The organism is Paenibacillus sp. 2KB_20 (genome assembly GCF_052115765.1).
GTDB lineage: Bacteria > Bacillota > Bacilli > Paenibacillales > Paenibacillaceae > Paenibacillus_AQ.
The window spans coordinates 1-5,490 of sequence record NZ_JBFRHH010000031.1 but is presented as its reverse complement, the minus strand read 5'-3'; the positions used below and the strand labels follow the sequence as shown (position 1 = coordinate 5,490).

General features: G+C 37.2%; 7 protein-coding genes. All 7 read left to right on the top strand.

Features of this window, described 5'->3' with window-relative positions; genetic code table 11:
* Window positions 1-363, top strand: a 363-nt coding sequence (locus AB4124_RS33965; RefSeq protein ID WP_441975452.1) for a DinB family protein, incomplete at its 5' end; no start/stop codon positions are given.
* A 794-nt stretch (window positions 364-1,157) separates the two neighbouring features.
* Window positions 1,158-1,736, top strand: coding sequence for a hypothetical protein (locus AB4124_RS33960; protein ID WP_441975451.1), 579 nt, complete (start codon window positions 1,158-1,160; stop codon window positions 1,734-1,736).
* Window positions 1,737-1,781: 45 nt separating this feature from the next.
* Window positions 1,782-2,132 (top strand): hypothetical protein, encoded by a 351-nt coding sequence (locus tag AB4124_RS33955; protein ID WP_076326748.1) that lies wholly within the window; start codon window positions 1,782-1,784, stop codon window positions 2,130-2,132.
* A gap of 126 nt (window positions 2,133-2,258) precedes the next feature.
* The gene (locus AB4124_RS33950) at window positions 2,259-3,176 is read left to right on the top strand and encodes a hypothetical protein (protein ID WP_076326747.1); all 918 of its coding nucleotides are present in this window, start codon (window positions 2,259-2,261) and stop codon (window positions 3,174-3,176) included.
* Window positions 3,177-3,252: 76 nt separating this feature from the next.
* Entirely contained in the window at window positions 3,253-4,320 is a 1,068-nt protein-coding gene (locus AB4124_RS33945) for a hypothetical protein (protein WP_441975450.1), read from the top strand.
* Window positions 4,321-4,688: 368 nt separating this feature from the next.
* Entirely contained in the window at window positions 4,689-4,976 is a 288-nt protein-coding gene (locus AB4124_RS33940) for an NPCBM/NEW2 domain-containing protein (protein WP_076326745.1), read from the top strand.
* A gap of 233 nt (window positions 4,977-5,209) precedes the next feature.
* Window positions 5,210-5,490 (top strand): DinB family protein (locus AB4124_RS33935; RefSeq protein WP_441975449.1); only part of this gene is annotated, 281 nt, incomplete at its 3' end.

The following is a 5,490-nucleotide window of genomic DNA, read 5'->3' as shown; positions in this document are numbered from 1 at the left end:
AAGACAGAAGAATTGTATGTGGTTGCTATTAAAAGAGGATTGAAGGGCAAGGAAGATTCAATTATTGAGAATAAACCTTTGGAATTTCTGCTGGACAGAAGTAGAAAGTTAGAAGCTCCTGACATTGCTAAACCAACCGATGAAATTATGGAATATCAAGAAATTGTCGAGAAACTACATCATTCAAGAGAGAAGCTAGTGGAGCTGCTCCATTCATTAGAAGACCCGTCCGTGCTAAGCAGAAGACATTTCACCCACCCTGTCTTTAAAGAGATGTTATTAATTGAATGGGTTAAATCACTGTACTTGCATGAACAAAGACATATTAAACAAATAAATGAAATTATCGAAGGATTTAAATAAATTAATCTGTAGGATTTGCTGGAGAAAAAAGCAGTGATCAAACCAATAATTGGATGTGAAGAGAGCATGCAGTGAGCGGGTACCGATTAAATATCGGCACCCGCTTTTTAAGTTTGGCCTGAAGAACAATGAAGACTATCACCATACCATTGTGACTCACTTTTTAAAAAGATGATAGTCGAAGGCATATCAATTCAATAAAAATAATAAACTGGCTTTAATTTCTTGAAAGGGATACAGATGATCTATGATTTATGTGATTTATGTGTGTCCTTTACTTTATTTGGCCGTCCTAATGGAAGGCTTTAATTACAGGTGAACTGTAAGTGAAAGACAAGGCATTGAAGCATGAAGGGCAATGTTCCATAAGTCGCCATTAAAGTAAGAATAATACAAATTTTACTTCGCAAGATTTGAGAAAAATATTTTAAACTATTCATACCTTAAATTCGGATTAACTATCCTCTATTAACAACATTTAAATGATCTCTCTTTCGATAAATTTTGTGTTAATCGTGGTTATGTTATTGCGTTTCTGGGAAGTTCACAAACGAAACGTTAGAAAAGCATAACTAAGTTCATGATAGATGCGTTATTTATTGGAGAGGGCCGATTACACCGACTAGGTTGATAATAATTTAATTACTTGAACTGTAAATATATTACTTATTTTACAAATATAAACTCTTGTGTTAGGGTTGTTTTGTAAATACTTCCAATTGTTAGGGGGTTGCGAGACGATACATTCACTAAAGTTTCATATTAACGATTGAGGAGGATTTTTCAATGAAAAAATGCTTGTAACAATGTTGGTAGTTATATTGACATCTGTAGGTTTACATACTGGTAGTGTCTCTAATGTAGAGGCTGCTGAAAACGATTGGGTAAAAGGATTTCCGCCATATTCTGAAATTGTGAATTCAGACTCAATTTTAAGTGATCTTACTGAGGAAGAATATCACGAGGCAATAAGAAATGCTATTCCTATAGAATCATTGATGGTAGAACCCACAGAAACTCAACCAGAAGGAAATATTAAACCTATGGCTAATATGTCTTGGGCTTTTGATAATTTGGCACCAGCTGGTCCATCCGGTGTGTCCCACTTCTCAGGTGAATTCACTTCTTCAGCAACTAAATACAAGATTACTGTAGTTCAGTGGGCTACTAATAGTAACAAAGCCCCCTCTGTGAATTATACACTCGTCAACAGAGATTACTTTGGAACGCCAGCCCTCATCTATGGGAGATTTACACATACGAACGAAACAAAAGAGATATGGAACGTACCTCCTGGTACATACCAAGTAATGGTAACAAATTTGAACGATTTTTCAATTTCAGGGAATGGATATATTGATGCTATCTTTTAAGTATCTCCTCAACAACAAATAACATCTTAGAAGGGGTGAGTGATCATGAATAAGAAGTTTTTAAGAAGAACTATAATCATTGCATCATGTTGTTTTGTATTAATGAGCGCTTTTTTTATAATCAGAGAACTTATAGATAATAAGCAAGTTATAGACTCGACTATTAATGACACCACTCCACCAAAAAAAGCATTACCAGATTGGCAAATTGAATACGACAGAAAAGCTCGAACAGAACCGGTGGAAAGTGTAGTAACTGAACATGGAGAATTTTATTATGCACCTTTTCCAAAACAATTTCCACGAGAGGAAGTTGTTAGAGGAGATATTGGTGAGGAAGTGACCGAAGATACAAAACAGTTGATAATAAGAGGATATTATTACGAAAAAAAATAAAAATAATATCATCGTATACGGATTTCTCCGGTCTAACCTTCAAAGATGAAGGCTAGAAAGTTAAAATTTTTCCAGAAAGCAAGTGGGATTGACCCTATTTCTTATAAATTAGAGGAGGTTGTAAAAATGAAATCTAAGAAAAGCAAGAAATGGATTGCCGTAAGCCTGTCTACGGCCTTATTGCTATTGTCTGGTGGTGTGATGGTAAATGCTGTTGAAAATTCTCAACTAAATAGCATTACTTCAAACGAATCACGCGAAACAAGGATTGATTTGGAAGCTGTGAAAAATCAGATACCAACAACTTTTGTTCCAGGTGCAATTTTGACTTATAATGCAGAGAAAAAACCAATAATAACCTATGATACAAGTGCAGCAGATCATGCTGGAGATACAAATGATATATTACGTTCATTACAAGCTTATGAAGAAGTGCCGGATATTTATGGAAGAGCTGCTGAGGATGATTTTTTCAAAGCTGTAGCAGATACTGTCAAGGATTTACCAGTGATAGATCTTGGATTTGATCTTCCAGAACCATCTCCAGGTACTGTAGTTATCTATGGATCTGATGGACACATTAATCATGTCTATGTAGATGAGAGTATTGCTCCGAAACATGCAGCAGTGGCAGCCGATATTCCAAGTTCAACAGTCCCTTATCCAGGACGTTTACCTGCAGGAACTTACACATATGGTTCAGGACAAAAAGTAATTATTTCTTCAGGTGCTGTAACAGGAGAGGGTAGATTTACTGTTTTCAGGGCTGGTGTTGGTGGATCTGGAACAGTAGGATCAAGCGGTAAGACATTAGGAGCAGGTGATATCGCAACAAAAAAACAAATTGATAATGCAATTCATGGAACTCCAATCACTGCTAGAGCGTTAGATACTAATATTGTTAAAACTGTATATAAGAACGACATTGGTTCTCTTCCTGATGCAGTAATGGATAACTATTTCTGGGGCTGGAATAATGTACAATTCGGTTATACTTACAGTGATACATTATCTTTCCCGGGTAGATACTATTATCAATTTTAAAGTTATAGAGATTATGCCTATGGCTTAAGCCATAGGCATAATTGATTATAGAAACAGAAATTAAGGAGAGATTGATTTGAAAAAAACATTAAAGACGTTAATGTATTTGTTGTTAGCGATATTACTGGTTTCATGCTCGTCTAAAGATGCTAGTTCGGAAACAACAAGCACAGCCAATACTACTCCTAAAGCTAGTTCAGAGGAGAAGCCACCAGCACCTGCAACGGATTACATTACGATGACTTATTCAGAATATGCGACTACAGATGAAAACGGATCCATAATGACACAAATACTAAGCTATGATACAGCTACAAAGCAAATGAAAAAGGTCTTTCAATTCGAATATACAGCTCAATATCCGTTGGGCTTTTATGATAAGCCTAATCAAGTAGTGTACTATACCCAAAGGGTAGGGACAGACAAAGATTACGGAGACCAGATCTTTGTCAGAGATTTATCGAGTGAAAAAAGCACTCAACTTACCGATAACTTATTTGCAGTCAACTATATTATTCCCTCAGGGGATCAATTATTTTTTGTGGCTAATGTAAAAGGAGAGAGAGCCATACGATTAGGCGCTATTGATCTCACCTCCAATGAGATGAGACTCTGGGGTGATGATGACAAGCTCGTAGAAGCTATTACATTAGATCATAGTAACAAAAAAGTTTATGCTTCGGCTTATTCGTTGAAGGAACGGAATTATAGTCTGACCCATCAAGATGGACCTGCGGGACAGAATAATTTCAAAATGCCAACGTATACCATATACGAAACGGATTACGATTTGAAAGAGAAAACAAAGCTCTTTAGTAAAAATTACTGGATTCGTATGCTGATGAATAAAGAGGGTCATGTTATTGCATTTGGTGACAAGGAATATAACAAGGGGCAAATCCCCTCTATAGTTATTGACTATGATACTGCTAGAAAAACCACTAGTGTGAGTAAGTGGGAAACTACAAGATTACAAAGAGGAGAAGCCAATTACTCTAAAGATGGCAGCAAAATATATACGATAGCAATCGTTAAAAACGAACGTGGGTTATTTGAGTATGATGTGAAGAGTAATAAATTTACTGCTATATTTACACCTACGGCTGGGTTCATTAATAATATCCAGGTTGTAAAAGAACCCTAAACTTAGTTTTCGGCTCAATTCTCTGAACAAACCCTATTTATATATCTGCATAGGAGAGGTATTGATTGACACAAATCTCCCCTCATAAATCGGCGAAATGATACAGAACTAACTCAGTGAATGATAATAGGATTGATATTAATCTGTATTATAGGAGAATTAATCAAAATGAATGATATTATTATCTGGACATCAGTAAGTATGGGGAGATTTGTGTCAATTAACACTGACATATCTGAACAGAAGGTTGAGACAAATGAAGACAAAATTGTACTTGGGGGACAAAAACTGTAATGCTCCCCATTGTCAAGACACGAATTATTGAGGAATAAGTTATATCTTCCTTTTCGTATCATCTGCATTTTAGGATGCGATTTGTTTCAGTCGGTCTGAACCAGCAATACAAGCGATTGACTGCGGAAGTCGCAGTTGACAAGTTGACCGTCGGAAGCGAGTACGGCAGCAGTAAGGTCAAGGTCATGGGTGGCGAGAAAGTGCTGAAGATGCTTTCTTTCAGTTCGGCAAAGCCCGCTGCGCTCGACCTCGATGTGAATGTGAGCAGCGTCCACACGCTGCAGTTTATCATCGTTCCTACGCCCGGCGATTATGGCAAAACCCAGCGAATTATTATCGGCGACGGCGTCCTTACGCCGTAACGCATCGAACCGGCCTCTTGCAGGCCGGTTTCAAATTAAAAGAGAAGGTTACTCTGCTATAAAGTGAAGCCGGAAGAGACACTTTTTTGCAAGCCTATTTACACTTGGGGGCTTACACCCTTCGGTTATCAGATGTATAATAATGGAAGAAGCAGACAGTGAAATGCCCCAAGCCTAAGATAACAGCTATCTAAGGCTGGGGCACTTTTGTTTACGATTTCAGAAATGAAGGAGTGGTTACCCTGGAATTTCAAGAAATTAATCAAAAATTAAAGGAAACAAGGGAGGTATTGCTTACAATCCTCAATGGATTGAACGGAGATCAGCTGAACAGGCGGCATGATTCAAACAGTTGGAGTATCAGTCAGGTATGTCAACACCTATATAAGACAGAAGAATTGTATGTGGTTGCTATTAAAAGAGGATTGAAGGGCAAGGAAGATTCAATTATTGAGAATAAACCTTTGGAATTTCTGCTGGACAGAAGTAGAAAGTTAGAAGCTCCTGACATTGC